Genomic DNA, 16,765 nt, shown 5'->3' with positions numbered 1-16,765 from the left:
CTCTTCGGCTGTGCTCAGTTCGGCGTGGGCAGCGGCTCCACCTTGATCATCAATCCGTAGATCGCCGCCCCCACCACCGTCACGCCGCCGATGACCAGCAGCGGCAGCACGTACCCGCCGGAGGCCCCGACCAGCGCACCGACCACGATCGGGGACAGGATGCCGCCGATCTGCGAGCCGAAGTTCTGCAGGCTCGCCAGCGCTCCTACGTTCCGCGCGCTCGGCGCGATGTCCGCGGGCAGCGCCCACACCGAGCCGCCGGCGAAACCGAGGAAACCGTAGGAGATCGCCAGCAGCGCGACGGCCAGTCCCGCGCTCGGCACGACGGCCGCAAGCGCGATGAGCGAGCCGCCGAGCATGCCGACGACGAGGGGGATCTTCCGCGCCATCGCCAGACGCGTGCCCCGGCGCAGCAGCCGGTCGGACAGCCAGCCGCCGCTCCAGCCCATCGCGATGGAAGTCAGGCCGGGGATGACGCCGAACAGCCCCACTTCGAGCAGTTTCATGCCGCGCGCGTCGGCCAGGTAGCTGGGAAACCACGTGACGAAGAAGTACACGACGGTCGCCCGGCAGATGTAGCCGAGCACGAGACCCCAGGCGCTGCGGTAGCGCAGCAGGTCTCGCCAGCGCAACGCCCGCTCTTTCGCGTGCTCGGACTCGTCGGCCAGTGCGTTGCCGTCCTCGATGTAGGCGACCTCCTCGGGTGAGGCGCGGCGGTGCTGTCGCGGCTTGCGGTAGAAGGTGGCCCAGCCGACCGCCCACAGCAGGCCGAGGACCCCCGTCGCGGCGAACGACCACCGCCAGCCGAGCAGCCCGATGAGCAGGGTGCAGATGGGCAGCGAGAGCGCCGAACCGGCCTCGGTGCCGGAGTTGAAGATGCTCGACGCGAACGCGCGCTCGTGCCGCGGGAACCATTCCGACACGACCTTCGTGTTGGAGGGCATGATCGGCGCCTCACCGATGCCCAGGAGCAACCGCAGCCCGAGGATCGACCCGAGACCCCGCGCGAGCGAGACGGCACCGGTGAAGACGCCCCACCACGCGGCCGCGGCCGCGTACATGATCCTGGCGCCCAGCCGGTCGATGAGCCAGCCCGAGGGCAGCTGCGCGATCGCATAGGTCCAGAAGAACGACGAGAGGACGATGCCCTTCATCGCCGGGTCGAGGTGCAGGTCGTGCTGCATGAACGGCATCGCCACGCTGAGGTTGCCGCGGTCGACGTAGGCGATCGTCGTGCCCAGCGCGGCGAGCCCGATGACGATCCACCGGACCCGGCTGCGCCTGCCGGTGCCCGCGGTGCCCACCCGCGGGCCCCGCACGAGTTGTTCCTCTTGCACGCATGTCTCCTAGCGGCACTGGTAGGTAATGTACGATATCTTGGTATATCACGATATCAAGAAATAGGGAGAGTAATGGCCGACGATCACGTTCTTTCGTTCGCCGAGCTTCGGCGGTTCACCGTGGAGCTCGTGGGGCGGTTCGGCGCACCGGGCGAGATCGCCGAGGAGGTGGGCTCCCACCTGGTCCGCGCGAACCTGTCCGGGCACGACTCGCACGGCGTGGCCCGGCTACCGCAGTACCTGGCGCAGATCGACAAGGGCGCGCTCGTGCCCGGCGCGCGGCCGGAGCTGTTGACCGAGACCGACGTGCTCGCCGTGATGGACGCGAAGCGGGGGTTCGGCCAGTACACCTCGATCGTCGCACTGGAGTGGGCCATGTCACACGCGCAGCGGCACGGGCTCGCAGCGGTATCCATCCGCCGTTCCATGCACGTCGGACGGCTGGGCGAGTACTCCGAGCGCGCGGCCGAGGCCGGTCTCGTCGCGCTCGTGACCGCCGGTTCGGCCGGGGAGAACGTGGGCGGTGTGGGCCTGCCGGGCGCACGCGGGCGCTACTTCGGCACCAACCCGTGGTCGTTCGGCTTCCCCAGCACCGCCGACCCCGTCGTGTTCGACGGCTCGATGTCCACGGTGGCCGAGGGAAAGGTCCGGCTTGCCCGGGCGACCGGGAAGACACTGCCCGACGGGTGCATCGTCGACGGTGCAGGCCGGCCGAGCACCGATCCCGAGGACTTCTACGCGGGCGGCGCGTTGCTGCCGCTGGGCGGCCGCACCGCCGGCCACAAGGGGTACGGCCTCGCACTCGTGTCCGCCCTGCTCGGCGGGCTGTCCGCCGTCGGCGACACCGAACCGACGGTGCTCGGTGCCCAGGTGGCCGGGGACGGCGACCCGCGCGGCCGGGTGTCCGGGATGTTCGTACTGGTGCTCGACCCCGCGGCCTTCGCGCCGGACGGTTATCCCGAACTCGTCGGCGAGGTCGCGGCGGGGCTGAAGCGGGCGCCGGGCGAGCCGGGGGCGTTGCTGCCGGGCGAGCCCGAGGTCACCACGCGCCATGCCCGGTCGGAGGCGGGGATCTCGCTGCCGGACGCCACCTGGCGCGACCTTGGCGAGCTGGCCGCCCGGTTCGACGTCGCAGTGCCCCGGGCGTGACCGCCTTCCGCGTGCTCGTGCCGCAGGCGGTCGACGAGGCGGGGATCGCCGCACTCACCGACGCCGGCCTGGACGTCGTCCAGCCGCCGAACGCGGACATCGAGACGGTCCGGCGAGTCGTCCGGGACTGCGACGCGGTCCTGCTGCGCACGGTCGTGCTCGACGCGGCCGTACTCGCCGGCGCCCCGCGCCTCAAGGTGATCGCGCGCCACGGCGTCGGGGTCGACAACATCGATCTCGCCTACTGCGCCGCGCGAGGCATCGTGGTGACCAACGCGCCGGAGTCGAACACCGTCGCGGTCGCCGAGCACACGCTGGCCCTGCTGCTGGCCGTGGCGAAGAACCTCCGGGCGGCCGATCGCGCCGTACGGGCGGGCGAGTTCGCGGCACGGCACCACCTCGGCGGGATCGAGCTGGCGGGCCGGACGCTCGGGGTGATCGGGCTGGGGCGGATCGGCAGGCTGGTCGCGCAGCGGGCCGAAGCAGGGCTCGGGATGCGCGTCCGCGGCCACGACCCGGCAGCCACGGGTCCCGACGTGGTGGGGTTGCCGGAACTGCTCGCGGCCTCGGACGTGGTCAGCCTGCACGTGCCGCTCACCACGGGCACGGCGGGCTTCTTCGGCGCCGCGGAGTTCGCCGCGCTGAAGCCGGGGGCGTACCTGGTGAACTGTTCCCGGGGCGGTGTGGTGGACGAGACGGCGCTGCGGACGGCACTCGACCGCGGGCAGCTCGCGGGCGCGGCACTGGACGTGTTCGCGACCGAGCCGCTGCCCGCGGCGCATCCGCTCGCCTCCGACCCCCGCGTACTGCTCACCCCGCACATGGCGGCGCACACCGGCGAGTCACTGGCGCGCATGGCGGTCGACGCGGCGAACGAGATCATCGCCGTCTCTCGCGGAGAGCAGCCGCGGTGGCCGGTGCCCCTTCCCGGGAGGAGCTGAAACGCGCCCGGCTCAGGTGGTGGTCCAGCCACCGTCGACGAGCAGGATCTGGCCGGTGACGTAGTCCGACGCCGGGGCGGCGAGGAACACGAACGTGCCGGCCAGGTCCGCGGGCGTGGCGAACTGCCCGAGCGGGATCCGGGCCCGGAGCCGTTCGGTGCGGTCGGCGTCGCCGTAGATCCACGGAGAGGCCATGTCCGTGGCGACGTAGCCGGGCGCCACCACGTTCGCCCTGATCCCGTACGCACCGGCCTCGCTGGCGAGGCTGACCGTGTACTGCGCGACCGCGCCCTTGCTGGTCGCGTACCCCGTCCGCCGTTCCAGGCCGCGGACCGAACCCAGCGAACCGACGTTGATGATCTTGCCGTAGCCCCGCTCGATCAGCTGTGGTAGCAGGGCCTGGGTGACCTCCACGGTGCCCCGCACGTTCACCCGCCACAGGGTGTCCAGCTCGGCCACGGTGAGCTCGGTGATCGCGGACCGCACCATCACCCCGGCGGCGTTGACCACCACCCCGACCGGCCCGGCTTCGATCGCCGCGGCTCGGATTCGTTCGCCGATGTCGTCTGCCGTGATGTCGGCGAGCAGGGTGTCCACCGCGGCGCCCGTCTCGGCGAGCTCGGCCGCCGTCGAGGCCAGTTCCGCCTCGAGCCGGTCCACTAGCAGCAGTCCGGCCCCGTGCTCGGCGAGCGCCCGTGCCGCCGCCTTCCCGATTCCGCGCGCGCCACCGGTCACGACGGCGACCGTGCCCTGCAAGGAAAACAGGCTTTCAGACAACGTCGGCCTCCCGAAGCTTGGTGATCTCCTCGGCCGAATAGCCGAGCTCGCTCAGTACCGCTTCGGTGTGCTCGCCCAGTTCGGGCGGTGGGGTGCGCATTTCCGGTTCGCCGGAGCTGAACCGCACGGGATGCTTGAGCACCTTCACCGTGCCCGCCTTGGGATGCTCGAACTCCAGCACCGGATTCAGATGCGCCACCACCGGGTCGGCGAAGACGGCGTCGTAGTCGTTGACGGGTGCGCACCAGATCCCGTGCTCGCGGAACAACGCGAGCAGTTCCTTCGCGGAGCGGTTGAGCAACAGTGGGCCGAGCGCACGCCGGATCTGTTCGCGCCGGCTGAGTTTCACCGCCGGGTCCAGGAACTCCCGCAGTTCGGCAGGATCGCCGAGCGCCGCGCTGATCTTGGCGACCGGGCTGAGCGACAACGCGATGAAATCGTCGGCCGTCTCGTACACCCCGTAGGGCGCCTCGTGGAAACTGGAGCCGAGCGCCTCCGTCGGGCGCTCCACGAGGCCACCGTTGAGGTGGTACACCACGGGCTCCAGTTGCAGGTCGAGCGCCGCCTGCACCATCGTCGCCTCCACCCGCTGGCCCTCGCCGGTGCGCTGCCGGTGGTGTAGCGCGGCGAGGATGCCCATCGCCAGCAGAGCCGCGGCATGCTGGTCGACGACCGCCGCGCCCGCCGGGGTCGGTGGGTCCCCGGCACGGCCGGTCGCCGCGGCCAGCCCGGTCATCGCCTGCAGGAGCAGGTCCTGCCCCGGCAGGTCGCGGTAAGGGCTGTCGGAGCCGTAGCCGGACCCGCAGGCGTAGATCAGGTCGGGGCGCAGCTCCGACAGCTTTTCGTAGCCGACGCCGAGGCGGTCGAGCACTCCCGGCCGGAAGTTGTCCACCACGACATCGGCGCTCGACGCGAGCCGGACCGCGGCGCGCTGCCCCTCCGGCGACTTCAGGTCGATCGTCACGCTTCGCACGTTCCGGTGCGACAGCAGGAAGAAAGCGCTCACGCCCTCGACGTACGTGTTGCCGCCCGACCAGGACCGCTCGTACGCGCCGCGCCCGGGCTGCTCCACCTTGATCACGTCCGCGCCGAGGTCGCTGAGGTACTGCACGCTCGCCGGGCCGAGGAGGAACTGGGTGAACGCGACGATCTTGACGTCACGCAGGATCTGCAGGGGTTTCATGATCTCTCCTTCAGGAAGCCGCGCACGGCCTGCTGCGCGCGCTCGGTCGCGAAAAGCGGGCCGCCGAAACGCCGCTCGGCGGCCAGCCTGGCGTCGACGCCTTCGGTCACGCTCGTCCGGACCGCGGCCTTGATGGCACGGGTGGTGGCCCCCGGTGCGGCCGCGATCGATGCCGCCAGCTCGGCCACCATCTCGCGCAGCCGGCCTGCCGGAGCCACCTTGTCCACGAGCCCGTACGCCAGCGCCTGCCCGGCGGTGATCCGTTCCGTGGACAGCAACAGCAGCTGCGCCCTGGCCGCGCCGACGAGATGCGGCAGCCGGGCGGTGCCACCGCCACAGGGCACCAGCCCGAGCCCCGCCTCCGGGAAGCCCAGGTGTGCTTGTTCGTCGGCCACCCGGATATCGCAGGTCAACGCGAGTTCCAGGCCGCCACCGAGAGTGTGGCCGTGCACGGCGGCGATGGTCGGCTGCGGAAGCTCGGCGAGCGCGTCGAACCAGCCGTGTTCGAGATCGGCGCGTTCGAAGCCGCCCGCCTCGTCCGACGGGAACTCCCGGATGTCGGAACCGGCCGAGAAGGCCCGGTCCCCCGCCCCGCGCACCACGACCACCCGGCAGGACTCGTCCCCCGCCAGGCGGCGGGCATGTGCCGCGAGCTCGGCGCGGACGGCGAGCGTGAGCAGGTTGAGCGGCGGGTTGTCCACGACCAGCTCGGCCACGCCGTTGTCCAGTCCGCAGTGGACGGTCACTTCCCGCCGGCCTTCGGCAGCAGGTGCCGGGCGATGATCACCCGCTGGATCTGGTTGGTGCCCTCGTAGATCTGGGTGAGCTTCGCGTCCCGGTAGATCCGTTCCACCACGGCGTCCTTGGTGTAGCCGTAACCGCCGTGGATCTGCACGGCGTTGGTCGCGACCCGGACCGCGACGTCGGAGGCGAACAGTTTCGCCTGGGACGCCTGCAGTGCGAACGGCGCGCCCGCGTCCTTGAGCTGGGCCGCCCGGCGGACGAGCAGCCGCGCCGCGTCGATCTCGACGCAGGCGTCGGCGAGCATGAACTGCACCGCTTGGAAGTCGCCGATGCGCTGGGAGAACGCCTCCCGGTCCCGCGCGTACTCCAGGCAGGCGTCGTGCGCTCCCGCGGCGAGGCCGAGGGCCAGCGAGGCGATCACGATGCGGCCGTTGTTGAACGAGCCCAGCGCGTTGCCCAGCCCGCGGCCGGGTTCCCCGAGCACGTGCTCGTCGGAGACGAGTGTGTCCTGCAGCGTGATCCCGGCGGTGGCCAGGCCCCGCATGCCCATCAGCTGTTCCTTGTGGTCGGCCAGGAAGCCCTTGGCCGGGTCGCCGTCGGGGCTCTTGGGCACGAGGAACGTGGTGAGTCCCCTGCCGCCCGCCGCCGGATCGGTGCGGGCCAGCACGACGGCCAGCTCGCCCACCGCGCCGGCGGTCATGAACGCCTTGGTGCCGTTGAGTTTCCACCCCGAGCCGGTGCGCTTCGCACTGGTCTTGACGCTCGCGACGTCGGAACCGGCGCCGGGCTCGGTGACCGCGATCAGGCAGATCAGCTCGCCGGCGGCGATCCGGGGCACGTACGTGCGGATCTGCTCGGGTGTGCCGCGTTTGGCGATCAGCTCCGACTGCAGCTTCGCGAGCAGGCAGGCGTTGGCGACCGTGCCGGAGACCCTGGCGAGCTCCTCCAGGGTGATCGACATGCTCAGCTCGTCGGCTCCGCTGCCGCCGTGCTCCTCGGGAACGTTGAGCCCGAGGAAGCCCAGTTCGCCCATCCGCCGGTACAGATCGTGCGGGAACTCGTCCTCGCGGTCGATCTCGAACGCCCGCGGCGCGACCTCGGATTCGGCGAACTTGCGCACGGTCTGCCGCAGCAGCTCGTGTTCCTCGCTCAGCTCGCCGAGGGGGATGGACGAGGTGGTGGAAGCCATGGTTCAGACCCTCCGCAGGATGTGGGTGGCGACCGCGACCACGTCGCCGTGCTGGTTCTGTGCGGTCACCTGGGACCTGATCTCACCGAGCTCGTCGTCGCGTTCGGCGACGGTGTAGGTCACCGTCACGGTGTCGCCGATGAACACGGGTTTGACGAACCGGACCCGGTCGTAGCCGTAGGACACGGCGGGTTCGTTGCCCGCTTCCTCGATCAGCTTCGAGGAACACGTCGACATGTAGGAGACGATGAGCACGCCGTGCGCGATCCGGTGCCCGTACCGGGTCTTGCTCATGTACTCCTCGTCCACGTGGTTCGGGCCGAGATCGCCGCTCACACCGGCGAAAAGGTAGATGTCGCTCTCGCCGACAGTCTTCGTGAAGGTGGTCGTGCGGCCGATCGCGAAGGCACCTTCGGCGAGTTCGGGCGAGATGGGCACCAGTTTGGTGGCGGTGTTGCCGTCAGTCATGGTGAGACTCCGTTTTCGTTGCGGTGGAAGGGACTTCTGCCTGAGCGCCGCGTCTGACGTGCCCGCGCCACAACGGCGCCAGTGCCAGTGCGGTGACCACAAGGAAGCCGGCCAGCAGGAAGAAACCGAGGTCGTAGGAGCCGGTGCTGTCCACCAGCGCGCCGACCAGTGCCGGGCCGAAGGCCGAGGCGATGTAGGAGAAGCCGTTGGCGATGCCGGTGCCCAGCCCGGTGGTGCCGCGCGGGGTGAGCTCCTGGATGACCGACCACATCGGTGCCAGCGTGAAGCCGAGGAAGCCGACCGCCGCGGAGATGAACACCACCGACATGCCGACCGTCCCGGTGGCCACACCGAGGTAGGACAGCAGCGCGCCGATGACGTAGCCGCCGGACCACATCAGCACCCGGCCGCGGGGCATCCGGTCGCCGATCATCCCGCCGACCAGGTTCAGCACGGCGGCGGTCAGCCAGGGAATCACGGCGAAGGTGCCGGACGAGGTGAAGCCCAGGTGGCGTTCATGCTCCAGATAGGACGGCACGAACGTGCTGATGCCCCAGAAACCGAGGCCGTATCCCATGTAGGAGAACACGCACAGCCAGTACCGGTAGTTCGCGAACAGCCTGCGCAGGCTGGTCCTGATCGGCTCGGGGTCGGCCGGTTTCGCCTGGCCGTCGCGGATGTGGCGCAGTTCCGCCGGGGACACACCGGCCATCTCCTCCGGGCGGTTGGCGGTCCAGCGCCACATCATCGGCAGGGCGACAAGCAAGCCGACCGCCGCCAGCACGAAGAAGCTCTCCCGCCAGCCGAACGTGTTGACGATCCACACGATGACCGGGAAGGAGACGGCGGGCGCCAGGAACAGACCGCCGAGCCAAGCCGAGTTCGCCCGGGCGCGTTCCCGGTCCGGGAACCATTCGGCGACGATCATGTTGCAGGACGGGGTCATGATGGACTCGCCGAGCCCGAGCACGATCCGCAGGGCGAGCATCACGACGAAGTTCGAGACCAGGCCCATCGCGCACATCAGGACGGTCCAGGCGATGATCGACCAGATCACTCCGCGCCGGCCGCCGACCTTGTCGCCGAGCGGTCCGGTGAAGAAGTTGCACAGGCCGTAAGGGAACAGGAACCCGGTGATCAGCAGGCCCTGGGCGAATTTGTTGCCGGTGATGCCGAGGCTGTCGGTGAACTCGTGGTTCGCGATGAGGACCGACACGTTGGTCCGGTCGAAGTAGGCGACGAAGAACGCGAAGGAGATCGCGATGGCCACTCGGTACCGGCGGTTGGACATGGCTGTCTGCAGAGACATGAGGTCGTGCTCCTTCCACACTGAAGGGCGGTGTCCGTGTGGACTGTGGGTGAGGGTGCGAGAACGGGTCCGGAAAGGACCGGTCAGCGGCGGGCTGTGCTGTGCCGCCGCAGGAGTTCGTGCGGGAACGTGATGCGCTGGCCGGCCGGGAGCGGGACCGAGCCCAGGACCATCTCCGCGGCCTTGCGACCGAATTCGTACTGGGAGAAGCCGACGCTGGTCAGCGCCGGGTGCACCATCCGGGCCACCGGGATGTCGTCGCAGCCGATGACGGCGACGTCGTCCGGCACCCGGACGCCGGCCGACCCCAGCGCGTGCATCGCGCCGATGGCGGTGTAGTCGTTGAACGCGATGACGCCGTCGAACGAGCCAGCGGCGATCGCCTTGGCGGTGAGCTCTTCGCCGGCCGGCTCGGTGAAATCGCCGTAGGCGACGAGATCCGGGTCGGCGTCGAGGCCCAGTTCCGCGACCGCCTGCCGGTAGCCCGCGAGCCGCCGCTGGGTGACCAGCCAGTTGGGCCGCCCGGCGAGGCAAAGGATGCGGCGGCACGAGATCTCCGCCAAGTGGTGCACCGCGTCGGAAATGGCGGCGGAGTCGTCCACGGTGATCGACGGGAAGGGCAACTGGTGCGGCCCGATCGTGACCACCCTGGTCGAGCTCCAGTCGAAGCCGTCGAGGTGGGTGTCGTCGTCGATCCCGCCGCCGGCGAACACGATGCCGTCGACCCGCTTGTCCAGCAGCAGGTTCACGCAGGCTTCCTCACGGGCGGGCACGCGATCGGTGTTGGTCAGGATGACCACGCAGCCCGCGGCCTGCGCGACGTCCTCGACCCCGCGGGCCACCTGGTGGAAGTAGGCGTCGGAGATGTCCGGCACGACCAGGCCGATGCTTTGCGTCGTGCCCTTGCGCAGGGCCCGCGCCAGGGAGTTGGGCCGGTAGCGAAGCTGGCGCGCGGCGGCGAGCACCCGGTCCTGCGTCTCCTGCGGGATCGCCGTGGCCTGCCCGCTGAGCACCCGGGAGACCGTGGTCACCGAGACCCCGGCCAGTTCGGCGACCGCCTTGGCGGTACCCGGTCGCGCGGCTCCGGTCATCGTGCGCCCGTCGGAAGCAGCCCGGCCTCGGCGAGCGCCTGCCGCAGTTGCCCGCGTTCGGCCTCGCTCACCCGTTCCAGCGGCGGACGTACCGCCGGGCCGAGCTCGTGCCCGAGCATGATCAGGTGCTCCTTCATCCTGGCATACATGTTCGCCATCGGCGCACGGTAGATCACCCTGGTGAGCGCCTGGATGCGGGCGTACTGCCGCTCGGCCTCGGCGAGGTCGTGCGCCCGCACCGCGGCCAGCAGGCGTACCTGCAGGTCGGCGATCACACTGCCGTGCCCGGACAGGATACCGTCCGCGCCCGAGGCCAGCGCCGGTAGCAGGTTCGTGCTGAAGCTGGTGAGCAGCGAGACCGGATGGTCCAGCTCGCGCAGCACGCGGCGGGTCTCCTCGTGCTTGCGCAGGTCCAGGCTCCACTCCTTGACCGCGACGACCTGCTCGAGCGAGCAGATGCGCGCCAGGGTGTCCAGGCCGTAGTGCATCCCCGTGAACTCGGGATAGGAGAACAGCACGAGCGGCAGGCCGGTCGCGCCGGCGAGCTCGGCCACGTGCCGGTAGCCCATTTCCTGGCTGCCACCCAGCGCCAGTGCCGGCAGCGGAAAAACGAGCAGCGCGTCCGCGCCCTCGTCTTTCGCGTCCCGGGCGTACTCGACCGCCTGAATATGATTGTCCGCGTAGACGCCGGAAATCAGCGGTACTTTCCCGTTGATTGTCTCCGCGGCGAGCGCGACGGCTTTCCGCCGTTCCGCCCGGTCCAGACTACTCACTTCGGCGGCGTGCCCGTTGCAGGTGATGGCCACGACGCCGGTGATGCCGGCAAGGTGCCGCACGTGCCTGCGGTAGGCCTCGACGTCGATCGAGAGGTCGTCGTCGAGGGGAAGGATATTGGCCGGAATTACTCCGTTGAGGTCCACTGACTCTCTCCGCAATCGGTTGCGCAATGGATTGCGGAGACCATACCGTGGCGGACACCGAGGTTGTCAAGAGGCAGTTCGACCTTCGCTCGGCGCTTGCCCGGCGGCCGCTGAGCGGGTTGACTCCGCCGCAGCGGTTGCCTAATCTTCGATCATCACGACCGAATGCCGTTCAGTATTGCTGAACGGTCCTGATTGCGGTCGTCCTTTCCCGGAAAGCGATATCCGTCGCCTCGCCGACCTCGCTTCAGTCACAGGAGAGTCATGGACAGTCAATTCACCGGCGAATTCCTGCCGACCCCGGAAGAAATCGAAGAAATGGGCAGGCGGGTGACCGGCGCGGTGCTCGGTGGGGGCGCCGACCGGGCCGCGCACTACGCCGAGCACGGCCGCTGGGTCTACCGCCCCATCGACGAGGCCAGCCGGTGGGTCGGCACGGACTACGACCACGGCAACTGGACGACCGGGTTCTGGGCGGGGGCGATGCTGCACCTCGCTCAGCTCGGCTGCGCCGACGACGGCCTCGTCGAGCGAGCCCGGACGCTCTCGGCCAAGCTGGACTGCCGGGTGGACGATCATGGCACGCACGACATCGGGTTCATCTTCTGGCCGAGCGCGGCACTGGTCGCCCGGCTGTTCGGCGATCCGGCCGCGGCGTCCTCGGCGTTGCGGGCCGCCGAGGTCCTGGCGGAGCGACGGGTACCCGGTTCGGGCCACCTGCAGGCGTTCGGCGCGATCGGCGAGGACCGGTCCAGGCCCACCAGCACGATCGACACGATGATGAACCTGCCGCTGCTGTGGTGGGCGTACCACCAGACCGGGGCACCGGTATGGGCCGAGACCGCCCGCGCGCACGCCGATCGGACCGCCCGGAGCCTGCTGCGCCCGGACGGCTCCACCTACCACCTGGCGCGGATCGGCGACGACGGCGAACCGTTCTGGCAGGGCACGTTCCAGGGCGCGGCCGATGACTCCTGCTGGGCCCGCGGTCAGGCGTGGGGAATCGCCGGTTACCTCACCATGGCGTGTGAAACCGGTTCGGCGGAGTACGGTCGGATCGCGGCGCGGCTGCTCGACTACTACTGCGGAAGCCACGACATCGACGCGCTGACACCGTACGACCTGGTGGTGGACACCGGCATCCAGGACTCGTCGGCCGCCGCGATCGTGTGCTACGGCCTCGCTCTCACATTGCGGCGGGACGCGGACCTGGCTCGTCTGGTGGGGGCGGAAGACCGGCTGGCCCGCATGTTGCGGGCGTTGCGGCGCGACGCGCTTTTCCAGGACGAGGTCGGTGTGCTCGCCCACGCCTGCTATTCGGCGCCCCACCGGCTCGGGACGGACGGGCCCTTGCCGTACGGCGACTACTACTACCTCGCCGCGCTGGCGCTGGCGCGCGGTGTGGCCGACCTCGTCCCGGAGTGAGCGATCAACCCTGATCGAGCTTGCCCGCACCCCGGACCACCGGGGTGCGCAGGGCGCCCACCTCGCCGATCTCGATTTCGACCACGTCTGCTTCGGCCAGGCCGAGATCGAGCCCTGGCACGATCGAGGTGCCGGTCGAGAGCACCACCCCGTCGGGATAAGCGTTGTCCCGCAAGAGGTACTCGACCAGCTCGGCCGGCTTGCGGTTCATCTCACCGGTGTTGGCGCGCCCGCTGAACACCTCTCGCCCGTCGCGCAGGATCCGCATGCTCAGGTCCAGCTTCAGCGGATCGTCGATCTCCCAGGCCGGCCGCACTCCGGCCGAGACCGCGCAGGAGCCCTGGTAGATCTTCGCCTGCGGCAGGTACAGCGGGTTCTCGCCCTCGATGCTGCGCGAGCTGACGTCGTCGACCACCAGGTAGCCGGCGATTTCGCCGCGGCTCGTCAGCAGCAGGCCGAGCTCGGGCTCCGGCACGTTGTTGGGCGAGTCGGCCCGGATGACGATCGGCTCGCCTTCGGTGACCACCCGCCAGGCCGCGGACTTGAAGAACAGCTCGGGCCGCTGGGCGTGGTAGACGCGGGCATAGATGTCCTCGTCCGCGCTTTCCTCGCGGCGGGCCTCCTCCGACCGGCGGTAGGTCACGCCGGCCGCCCACACCTCCATTCGCCCGTCGAGGGGTGGCAGCAACCGCGCACCGGGCGCGGGCACGGCCGGTGCGCCGGCGGCCGCAGCGACCAGCGCCCGGATTTCCGTCAGCGGCCGGCTGAGCAGTTCGCTCATGCTGGCCACGGGAAGGGCGCGCAGGTGCTCACCTTCATCGTCCAGCACCCCGACGCGGATGGCCGCCGGATGGCCGGGCTCGGCGAATCGAACAAGATGGGTCACGCTTTTCCCCTCATGCTTCAGCATCTTCGGAGTTCAGCGATACTGAACGTCGTTCAGTACCAGTCAAACACTACGGGGCCCTGCGCACCTCGTCAACGTATGGGGGCGGGTCAGTGGCGCCGGGCGCGCGCCGGGCGGGACGGGAGCTGGAGCGGGGGCACGAGGTACTGCGCCGCGAGAGCATGCAGCCGCTCCACGTAGCCCGCGAGAGTGGCGGGACCGGTTTCCCCGGCGAGAGTGGAGATCGAGATCGCGCAGCACGGAACTCCGTTGAGCAGCACCGGAACCGCGACACAGGCGATCCCGGGCTCGTTCTCCTCGAGGTCGAGCGCGTAGCCGCGGGCCCGCGCCTGCTCCAGCGCGTCACGCAGGTGGGCCCAGCCGAGTCCGGGCAGGGGACCTGCCTTCGTGCCCCCCAGCTGGGCTCGCAACGCCGCACTGTCCCATTCGCGGCAGGCGAGCACCGCGCGGCCGAGCGCGGTGCTCGCCGCCGGGTTGCGGCCGCCGATCTTCGAGCCCACCGTCACCGACCGGTCGGCGTCGACCTTCTCCAGGTAGATGATGTCCGCGCCGTCCAGGATGCCGACGTGGCACACCTGCCGGATCTCCTCGGACAACCGCCTGATCAACGGCAGCAGGCTGGTGCGGAAGCTCAGCTTCTCCTCGTAGGACGCGGCGACCCGCAACGTCTCGCCGCCGAGCCGGTACCGGCCGCTTTCCCGGTCCTGCGTGACGAAACCGCGGTGCCGCAGCGCGGACAGGGTGAGATGGGCCCCGCTCTTGGGACTGCCGAGTGCCTGCGCGATGTCCACAAGGGACAGACCGTCCGGTCCTCTCTCGCCGAGCAGCTGCAGTACGGTGAGCGCCTTGTCCACGCTGCGCACCGGTGATTCCGCCATGTCCGGTCCTTCCCTGTCCTGCTGAATGGCATTCAGCATAGCTGGACGGTGGCGGCCGGCGCGGATCACTCGGTGGGCAGCAGTGGTGGCTTGCTCCGCGACGCCGTTCGCGTCTGGTCGGGCAGCTTCGATCCGTAGGTCTCGCGCAGGGCGAACGTGCACAGCAGTGAGAGCACCGCGGTGCAGACCATGTACCAGGCCACCGCCGTGACGCCGCCGGTGCGGTCCAGCAGCCAGGTGGCGACGATCGGCGCCAGGGCGCTGCTGGCCAGCGTGCCGAGGGTGTAGCCGAACGAGATGCCGGAGTACCTGATCTTCGTCTCGAAGGCCTCGGCGAAGAACGCGGCGAGTGGGCCGAACGCGGCGGAGAAACCGGTGCAGATCAACAGGTAACCGAGCGCGGCCAGCAGGAACGAACCGGTGCCGAGCAGCCAGAACCAGGGAAACGCCAGCACACCCATCGCCACGGTCCCGGCGGCGAAGACCGGCTTGCGGCCGAAGCGGTCCGACAGCGCGCCGAAGACCGGCAGGGTGACGAAAGTGAGGGCCATCGCCGCCAGCACGATCCACAGCATCGAGTTACGGCTGAAACCGACCTGCTGGGCGCCGTAGCTCAGGCCGAACACTGTGGTCAGATAGAACGTGACCCCGATCGAGAGGTAGGCACCGCCGGTCAGCAGTACCTGTTTCGGATACTGCCGCAGCACGACGGCGATCGGCAGCTTGACCACGTTCTCCTTGTCCTTCAGCCGGTCGAAGCTGGGGCTTTCGCCGAGCTTCAGCCGCACGGCGAGTCCGGCGAGGACGAACACGCCGCCGATCAGGAACGGCACCCGCCAGCCCCAGGAGAGGAAGCTCTCGGGCGACATCGCACCGAAGGCGAGGAACACCGCGTTGCCGAGCATGAGGCCCGCCGGCACGCCCATCTGCACCCAGCTCCCGTAGTAGCCGCGCCGGTGGGACGGCGCGTGCTCGACCGCCATCAGCACCGCGCCACCGTACTCACCGCCGAGCGAGAGGCCCTGGACGAACCGCAGCGTGACGAGGATGACCGGGGCGGCCACCCCGATCGTCCCGTAGCTGGGCAGCACACCGACGGCGAAGGTGGTCGTCCCCATGATGCTCAGGGTCAGCACCAGCACGGACTTGCGGCCGATCCGGTCCCCGAAGTGTCCGAACAGGACTCCGCCGATCGGCCGCGCGACGAAGGCCGCGGAGAACGTCGCGAACGACAACAGCGTACCGATCACGGCGTCGAACTGGGGGAAGAACAGTTTGTTGAAGACGAGTCCGGCCGCGGTGCCGTAGATGAAGAAGTCATACCATTCCACGGTCGTGCCGACGGCGCTGGCGAATCCTGCTTTTCCGCTGCGCGAGATCAGGGACATCGGTGTTCCTTTTCGTCGGGATGTTTTCCGAAAGCCTCTTCGCGGCGGGCACCCCGTGGTACCTCCACCTGGAGAGGTCAAAAGGCGCCGGGAAAAGTCGCGCAGTTCGTCAAGGCCGCGGCGGGTGCGGGACCGGGGTGGATCCAGAGGCCGGTCTGCCGGGACCACGCACGGGCCGCGCCGGCGTCCGGCTGGGCACCGGTGGCGAGCACGCGACGCAATGCCGAGTTCCGCAGGCCACGCAGATCGGTCCCGGCGAGCTCCACATAGGACGATCCGGGTGCGGAAATCGTGTTCACCCGAAACCTTTCCAGCAGGCCGCGGACCCGCATGGGGTCCCCACCGGTTTCGTCGACCAGGATCGCCGCCCCCGCCGACCACGGCTCGATCAAGCCGAGCAGGACACCGGCGGCCGTGTGCCGTGGAGTGAGACTCCAGTGCAGGTCGTCCCGACGCCGATCCAGCCACGCCAGTCCGAGTCCGACCGCCAGTCGCCGCAGATCGGCGTGGCTGTAGCTCTCGTCACCGGCCAGCAGGACCGGGCCGCCCGGGGGTGCCGGTTCGTGTTCCGTCTCCGCCAGGAACATCATGGCCCGGTAGTTCATCGCCTCGGCGTGCGGCAGGTCGCCGACGCAGATCACGTGCCGCACCCCGCCAGCCCGCCGGAGCGCCAGCGCGGGTTCGAGGTGTGCCTCGTCGACCACCAGGACAGCCGCTCCGGCGGCTCGCAGCCGGTCACCGTCCAGCACACCGCATGGCATCGGCGCGAACGGGACCCCGGCTCGCATCGCCCCGGCGGCGACCTCCCACCATTCGGGCACCGGCGGCAGCAGTACCGCGACCGACTCCCCCGTCGCGAGGCCGAGGTCGTCCAGCAGGCCGGCGAACCGCGCGGCGCAGCCGGCGAAATGAGAATAAGGGAGCAGGCGATGGTTCCCGGCCCGGTCCACCCACACCATCGCCGGCCTGCCGGCGCATTCTCCCCAGTAGTCCAGGAATGCACTCATGACGAAACACCTCACCGAATTCGTGACAGCACGGCGACTCGCGCAAACC

Annotated in this window: 16 protein-coding genes; 3 read left to right on the top strand and 13 right to left on the bottom strand. The window is 69.9% G+C overall.

What is annotated here, in order from left to right:
* Positions 1-14: 14 nt before the first annotated feature.
* Entirely contained in the window at positions 15-1,337 is a 1,323-nt protein-coding gene (locus tag LWP59_RS13255; RefSeq protein ID WP_144635530.1) for an MFS transporter, read from the bottom strand.
* Between the two features lie 75 nt (positions 1,338-1,412).
* On the opposite strand from LWP59_RS13255, the gene LWP59_RS13250 reads away from it, so the two are divergent.
* Together LWP59_RS13250 and LWP59_RS13245 are read left to right on the top strand one after the other, a co-directional pair.
* Entirely contained in the window at positions 1,413-2,489 is a 1,077-nt protein-coding gene (locus LWP59_RS13250; protein WP_144635533.1) for an Ldh family oxidoreductase, read from the top strand.
* Entirely contained in the window at positions 2,486-3,430 is a 945-nt protein-coding gene (locus tag LWP59_RS13245) for a hydroxyacid dehydrogenase (RefSeq protein WP_186383116.1), read from the top strand. The genes LWP59_RS13250 and LWP59_RS13245 overlap by 4 nt, the downstream gene beginning before the upstream one ends.
* A 12-nt stretch (positions 3,431-3,442) precedes the next feature.
* Here the strand turns inward: LWP59_RS13245 and LWP59_RS13240 are convergent, their stop codons facing one another.
* The 8 genes from LWP59_RS13240 to LWP59_RS13205 form a co-directional block, all read right to left on the bottom strand.
* Positions 3,443-4,207, bottom strand: coding sequence for an SDR family NAD(P)-dependent oxidoreductase (locus LWP59_RS13240; protein ID WP_186383117.1), 765 nt, complete (start codon positions 4,205-4,207; stop codon positions 3,443-3,445).
* Positions 4,200-5,390: a CaiB/BaiF CoA transferase family protein gene (locus tag LWP59_RS13235; RefSeq protein ID WP_229858036.1), complete on the bottom strand. Its 1,191-nt coding sequence runs from the start codon at positions 5,388-5,390 to the stop codon at positions 4,200-4,202. Before LWP59_RS13235 ends, LWP59_RS13240 begins: the two co-directional genes overlap by 8 nt.
* Entirely contained in the window at positions 5,387-6,136 is a 750-nt protein-coding gene (locus LWP59_RS13230; protein WP_144635542.1) for an enoyl-CoA hydratase/isomerase family protein, read from the bottom strand. The genes LWP59_RS13235 and LWP59_RS13230 overlap by 4 nt, the downstream gene beginning before the upstream one ends.
* A complete protein-coding gene (locus LWP59_RS13225; RefSeq protein WP_144635545.1) occupies positions 6,133-7,323 on the bottom strand; it encodes an acyl-CoA dehydrogenase family protein in 1,191 nt (396 codons plus the stop codon). The genes LWP59_RS13230 and LWP59_RS13225 overlap by 4 nt, the downstream gene beginning before the upstream one ends.
* Before the next feature lie 3 nt (positions 7,324-7,326).
* Positions 7,327-7,791, bottom strand: coding sequence for a MaoC family dehydratase (locus LWP59_RS13220; protein ID WP_144635548.1), 465 nt, complete (start codon positions 7,789-7,791; stop codon positions 7,327-7,329).
* Positions 7,784-9,100, bottom strand: a complete 1,317-nt coding sequence (locus LWP59_RS13215) for an MFS transporter (protein ID WP_144635551.1) — start codon at positions 9,098-9,100, stop codon at positions 7,784-7,786. Before LWP59_RS13215 ends, LWP59_RS13220 begins: the two co-directional genes overlap by 8 nt.
* An 83-nt stretch (positions 9,101-9,183) precedes the next feature.
* The gene (locus LWP59_RS13210; RefSeq protein WP_144635554.1) at positions 9,184-10,191 is read right to left on the bottom strand and encodes a LacI family DNA-binding transcriptional regulator; all 1,008 of its coding nucleotides are present in this window, start codon (positions 10,189-10,191) and stop codon (positions 9,184-9,186) included.
* The gene (locus LWP59_RS13205) at positions 10,188-11,111 is read right to left on the bottom strand and encodes a dihydrodipicolinate synthase family protein (RefSeq protein ID WP_186383118.1); all 924 of its coding nucleotides are present in this window, start codon (positions 11,109-11,111) and stop codon (positions 10,188-10,190) included. The genes LWP59_RS13210 and LWP59_RS13205 overlap by 4 nt, the downstream gene beginning before the upstream one ends.
* 264 nt (positions 11,112-11,375) lie before the next feature.
* Between LWP59_RS13205 and LWP59_RS13200 the strand changes: the two genes are divergently transcribed.
* Complete coding sequence (locus tag LWP59_RS13200) at positions 11,376-12,536, top strand: glycoside hydrolase family 88 protein (protein WP_144635560.1); 1,161 nt, start codon at positions 11,376-11,378, stop codon at positions 12,534-12,536.
* 4 nt (positions 12,537-12,540) lie between these two features.
* Here the strand turns inward: LWP59_RS13200 and LWP59_RS13195 are convergent, their stop codons facing one another.
* The 4 genes from LWP59_RS13195 to LWP59_RS13180 all read right to left on the bottom strand — a co-directional run bounded on the left by LWP59_RS13195 (position 12,541) and on the right by LWP59_RS13180 (position 16,716).
* Positions 12,541-13,422, bottom strand: coding sequence for a fumarylacetoacetate hydrolase family protein (locus LWP59_RS13195; RefSeq protein WP_144635563.1), 882 nt, complete (start codon positions 13,420-13,422; stop codon positions 12,541-12,543).
* Positions 13,423-13,532: 110 nt separating this feature from the next.
* Complete coding sequence (locus LWP59_RS13190) at positions 13,533-14,321, bottom strand: IclR family transcriptional regulator (protein WP_191334851.1); 789 nt, start codon at positions 14,319-14,321, stop codon at positions 13,533-13,535.
* Positions 14,322-14,386: 65 nt separating this feature from the next.
* On the bottom strand, positions 14,387-15,709 hold the full coding sequence (locus tag LWP59_RS13185) for an MFS transporter (RefSeq protein WP_144633508.1): 1,323 nt from the start codon (positions 15,707-15,709) through the stop codon (positions 14,387-14,389).
* A 77-nt stretch (positions 15,710-15,786) separates the two neighbouring features.
* Entirely contained in the window at positions 15,787-16,716 is a 930-nt protein-coding gene (locus LWP59_RS13180) for an AMP-binding protein (protein ID WP_144633506.1), read from the bottom strand.
* Positions 16,717-16,765 lie beyond the last annotated feature (49 nt).

Origin of the sequence: Amycolatopsis acidiphila (assembly GCF_021391495.1) — a bacterium.
GTDB classification, from domain to species: Bacteria; Actinomycetota; Actinomycetes; order Mycobacteriales; family Pseudonocardiaceae; genus Amycolatopsis_E; species Amycolatopsis_E acidiphila.
Note: the sequence above shows the minus strand (reverse complement) of the source record. Positions and strands in the feature narration are given on the sequence as shown.

Coding starts and splice junctions, on each gene's coding strand:
- LWP59_RS13250 (WP_144635533.1), top strand. CDS start 1,413: ATGGCCGACGATCACGTTCTTTCGTTCGCCGAGCTTCGGCGGTTCACC.
- LWP59_RS13235 (WP_229858036.1), bottom strand. CDS start 5,390: ATGAAACCCCTGCAGATCCTGCGTGACGTCAAGATCGTCGCGTTCACC.
- LWP59_RS13225 (WP_144635545.1), bottom strand. CDS start 7,323: ATGGCTTCCACCACCTCGTCCATCCCCCTCGGCGAGCTGAGCGAGGAA.
- LWP59_RS13220 (WP_144635548.1), bottom strand. CDS start 7,791: ATGACTGACGGCAACACCGCCACCAAACTGGTGCCCATCTCGCCCGAA.
- LWP59_RS13215 (WP_144635551.1), bottom strand. CDS start 9,100: ATGTCTCTGCAGACAGCCATGTCCAACCGCCGGTACCGAGTGGCCATC.
- LWP59_RS13210 (WP_144635554.1), bottom strand. CDS start 10,191: ATGACCGGAGCCGCGCGACCGGGTACCGCCAAGGCGGTCGCCGAACTG.
- LWP59_RS13200 (WP_144635560.1), top strand. CDS start 11,376: ATGGACAGTCAATTCACCGGCGAATTCCTGCCGACCCCGGAAGAAATC.
- LWP59_RS13190 (WP_191334851.1), bottom strand. CDS start 14,321: ATGGCGGAATCACCGGTGCGCAGCGTGGACAAGGCGCTCACCGTACTG.
- LWP59_RS13185 (WP_144633508.1), bottom strand. CDS start 15,709: ATGTCCCTGATCTCGCGCAGCGGAAAAGCAGGATTCGCCAGCGCCGTC.
- LWP59_RS13180 (WP_144633506.1), bottom strand. CDS start 16,716: ATGAGTGCATTCCTGGACTACTGGGGAGAATGCGCCGGCAGGCCGGCG.